The organism is Mesorhizobium sp. M7A.F.Ca.US.006.04.2.1 (genome assembly GCF_004022915.1).
GTDB lineage: Bacteria > Pseudomonadota > Alphaproteobacteria > Rhizobiales > Rhizobiaceae > Mesorhizobium > Mesorhizobium ciceri.
Genome location: NZ_RZQA01000726.1, coordinates 1 through 3367 on the forward strand (window position 1 = coordinate 1; position 3367 = coordinate 3367).

4 protein-coding genes and 1 pseudogene are annotated in these 3367 nt (G+C 63.5%); 2 read left to right on the forward strand and 3 right to left on the reverse strand.

Annotated features, from left to right (window positions below; genetic code table 11):
• Positions 1-172: pseudogene (locus EN925_RS40975) on the forward strand (glycolate oxidase iron-sulfur subunit); the annotation flags it as partial.
• An 18-nt stretch (positions 173-190) separates the two neighbouring features.
• On the opposite strand, the gene EN925_RS28860 reads toward EN925_RS40975, so the two are convergent.
• Entirely contained in the window at positions 191-1111 is a 921-nt protein-coding gene (locus EN925_RS28860) for a bifunctional 5,10-methylenetetrahydrofolate dehydrogenase/5,10-methenyltetrahydrofolate cyclohydrolase (protein ID WP_027160988.1), read from the reverse strand.
• 260 nt (positions 1112-1371) lie between these two features.
• Positions 1372-2109 carry a L,D-transpeptidase gene (locus tag EN925_RS28865; RefSeq protein ID WP_013530354.1) on the reverse strand — a complete coding sequence of 246 codons (738 nt, stop codon included), beginning with the start codon at positions 2107-2109 and terminating at the stop codon, positions 1372-1374.
• A gap of 214 nt (positions 2110-2323) precedes the next feature.
• Between EN925_RS28865 and EN925_RS28870 the strand changes: the two genes are divergently transcribed.
• On the forward strand, positions 2324-2962 hold the full coding sequence (locus EN925_RS28870; RefSeq protein WP_127385346.1) for a DNA-3-methyladenine glycosylase I: 639 nt from the start codon (positions 2324-2326) through the stop codon (positions 2960-2962).
• Positions 2963-2964: 2 nt separating this feature from the next.
• Here the strand turns inward: EN925_RS28870 and EN925_RS28875 are convergent, their stop codons facing one another.
• A complete protein-coding gene (locus tag EN925_RS28875) occupies positions 2965-3216 on the reverse strand; it encodes a hypothetical protein (RefSeq protein WP_024502332.1) in 252 nt (83 codons plus the stop codon).
• Positions 3217-3367 lie beyond the last annotated feature (151 nt).

Consider the following 3367-nt stretch of genomic DNA (forward strand, 5'->3'; position numbering starts at 1 on the left):
CATCGAGGCGACGGGGGCCTCGATCGTCGCCACCGGCAACATCGGCTGCATCACGCAAATTGCTTCCGCCGCGAAGATGCCGGTGGTGCACACGATCAAGCTGCTCGACTGGGCTTATGGCGGGCCGAGGCCGGAAGGTGTTCTGGAAGAGACCCTGATCGCGGCGGAATAGGACGACCTTGGCGGGCGCTTACTCCGCCGCGAGCCTGTCCGCCGTGCCGTAAGTCGCCTCGTAGAGCGCGCGCTGGCGGCTGAGCGCGACCATGGTGTTGCGCAGCAGGATGGCGACCGTGATCGGACCGACGCCGCCCGGCACCGGGGTGATCCAGGAGGCGACCTCGCGCACGCTTTCAGTGTCGACGTCGCCGACGATGCGGCTGGAGCCGTCGGGGGCGATTTCGGAATTGATGCCGATGTCGATGACGGCAGCGCCCGGCTTGACCATGTCGGCCTTGATCAGCCGCGGCTTGCCGACGGCGACGAACAGCGCATCGGCACGCCGCGCATGGGCGGCGACCGATCGCGTCATGTGATGGCAGACCGTCACCGTCGCGCCCTCGCTCATCAACAGGAAGGCGATCGGCTTGCCGACGATTTCCGAATGGCCGACGATGACGACTTCCAGTCCCTTGAGGTCGAGGCCGGTTTCCTTCAGCAGCTCGACCGAGGCGGCCGCCGTGCAAGGCGCGAGATCGAGCTGGTTGTAGACGATGTTGCCGATTGAGGCCGGATGCATGCCTTCGACATCCTTCAGCGGATGCACCGCCGCTTGCAGCGTCTTGATGGGGATATGCGCTGGCACGGGCCGCTGGATGATGATGCCGGTAACGCGCGGATCGGCATTCAGGCCGTGGATCGCAGCTTCCAACTCGCCTGCTGTGATGGTGGCGGGAAAGCGCCGTTCCTCGAAATCGATGCCGGCGAGCTCAGCCTTGGCGCGCTGGTTGCGCACATAGACGTCCACCGCATCGGTGTCGCCGACGGTGATCGAGATCAGCTTGGGCGGAAAACCCTCGGCTTTGGCGATCGCTGCGTCCTCGGCAACGGCGGCGATGATGCGCTGGGCGACCGGGCCGCCCTTGAGATAACGGCTGTCTTCGGACAGAGGCATGGGTGAACTCTTTTGTGGAACTTGCCACCCAGATAGCAAAAGAATGCGGCAAAGGGCAGCATGAAAGCGAACCGCTATGCCCGTTGCGCGACGCGTGGGTGACCTTTTGCCCTCGATTTCTGCTCAAAACGGAAAGGGCAGCGCGGTTTCCCGTGCTGCCCTTCCTGACCGGCCGCATCCCCATACGGCCCGTCCCCCGTATCCCTAAACTGGCCTCGAAAAGCGGACTGCTTTGCCGGCCAGGTGATTCGCAAGGACTATTATATCACCTCGACCGTGGTTCCGACATTGACCCGCTCATAGAGATCGACGACGTCCTCGTTGCGCATGCGGATGCAGCCCGATGACACCGCGCCGCCGATCGTCCACGGCTGGTTGGTGCCATGGATGCGGTATTCGGTGGTGCCGAGGTAGAGCGCACGGGCACCAAGCGGGTTCTCCATGCCGCCGGCAAGATAGGTCGGCAAATAGCGGCCCTTGGCGGCTTCGCGCTTGATCATCTGCGCCGGCGGGCGCCAGTCCGGCCACTCGCGCTTGTTGGTGATCTTGTGCGTACCCGACCATTCGAAGCCCGGCTTGCCGGTGCCGACGCCATAGCGCCTTGCCTTGCCGTTCTTCTCGACCAGGAAGAGGAAATTCTGCGTGGTGTCGATGACGATCGTGCCCGGCTTCTGGCCTCCGTCATAGTCGACTTCCTGCGGCAGGTAGATCGGGTTGATCTGAGGACGCGCGACCATGCGCTTGGCCGGCGGCTGCACCGCCGCCGTCTGCACCCGGTCGGGCTGCGCCGGGCGCAGGCGTCGCTGCTGCTGCACCACCTGCCGGTTCTGGCGCACGATGCCGGGCGCATGGCCAAGCTGCAGCACCCAGGGTGCGGAAAGGTCGGGGCTCACCATCACCGGCGGCCTGTCGGCATAGCGGTCGCCGGCGATTGAGGGTGTGACGCCGGCGGCAAACACAGCCACGGCGCCGAGCACGGGAAACAACACTGTCTTCATCGTAACGCACCTTGATCGTCTGATACAAACGGGTGGAAACGTCCTCCCGGTTCGGCGATCATTGGCGCGCAAGCAGCAACCGAAACATGAATCGGAATGCGTAAAATGCGGCTTTGTCAGTAAACCTTTTGGTGTGGTTACCGCCGGGTTCAGGAATCTGGTAAAGCCGCAGTAAATGCCGCGCAAAAGCGCGTTAACGAACGGATTTTGGCCTATGGACAAGGAAAACACCGGCCTGCTCGCTGGCCCCGACGGTGTCGCGCGCTGCTTCTGGCACGGCAATCTGCCCGACTATCTGCACTACCACGATCATGAATGGGGCCGGCCTGTGGCCGACGACCGCAGGCTGTTCGAAAAGATCTGCCTGGAAGGCTTTCAGTCGGGCCTGTCGTGGCTGACCATACTGCGCAAGCGGGAGAATTTTCGCGAAGCCTTCGCCAATTTCGAATTCGACAAGGTAGCAAGCTTCACCGACAAGGATGTCGAGCGCCTGCTCGGCAATGCCGGCATCATCCGCCATCGCGGCAAGATCGTCTCGACCATCAACAACGCCAGGCGCGCCCGCGAAATGGTGGACGAATTCGGCTCACTGGCCGCCTGGTTCTGGAAGTTCGAACCCGGCAAGGACGAGCGGCCGCAAATCGTCGACCTCGCCCATCTGCGCGCGAACCCGACAACGGCCGTCTCGGTGCGGATCTCGAAGGAGCTGAAGAAGCGCGGCTGGAGCTTTGTCGGCCCGACCACGGTCTACGCTTTCATGCAGGCCATGGGCCTGGTCAACGACCACCTCGAGGGCTGCGCCTGCCGCCAAGAGGTCGAGAAGCAGCGGAAGGCTTTCAGGCGGCCGAAATAGGCTCAGGTGCCGTTGGCGCTGGCCAGCACCAGGCCGGCGACGATCGCCACCACCGTGGCCAGGGTCGGATAGATCACCAGCAGGCCGGTCATCAACGCGTCGCGCATGGATGGTCCCTTGCCGGTGTCGGCGGGTACTTCGAACGGTCCGGCAGCCTGGCTGACCATTTTCGGGACGTTGATGTCGGCCGGGCGCAGGCGTGCGGACAATCCGGCGTCGCTGTCGATGGCATGGAATCTTGCTGTGCTGGTCATGGCCGCGAACCCTCATTTCCCGCGCTTTATCGGCGGCGATTGTGTCGGCACGATGCCGCACGCATGGCGGGATTGTTTCATTTGCGGTCCGGATTGGTTTCAAGGAGGTGCGGCATCGCCTTCTCTCATCGGCAGCGCCAGAGGTCTGACC

What these genes read in the sequence shown, in the direction of transcription:
- EN925_RS28865 (WP_013530354.1), bottom strand. Translation starts at nt 2,109, where the DNA reads ATGAAGACAGTGTTGTTTCCCGTGCTCGGCGCCGTGGCTGTGTTTGCC.
- EN925_RS28870 (WP_127385346.1), top strand. Translation starts at nt 2,324, where the DNA reads ATGGACAAGGAAAACACCGGCCTGCTCGCTGGCCCCGACGGTGTCGCG.
- EN925_RS28875 (WP_024502332.1), bottom strand. Translation starts at nt 3,216, where the DNA reads ATGACCAGCACAGCAAGATTCCATGCCATCGACAGCGACGCCGGATTG.
- EN925_RS28860 (WP_027160988.1), bottom strand. Translation starts at nt 1,111, where the DNA reads ATGCCTCTGTCCGAAGACAGCCGTTATCTCAAGGGCGGCCCGGTCGCC.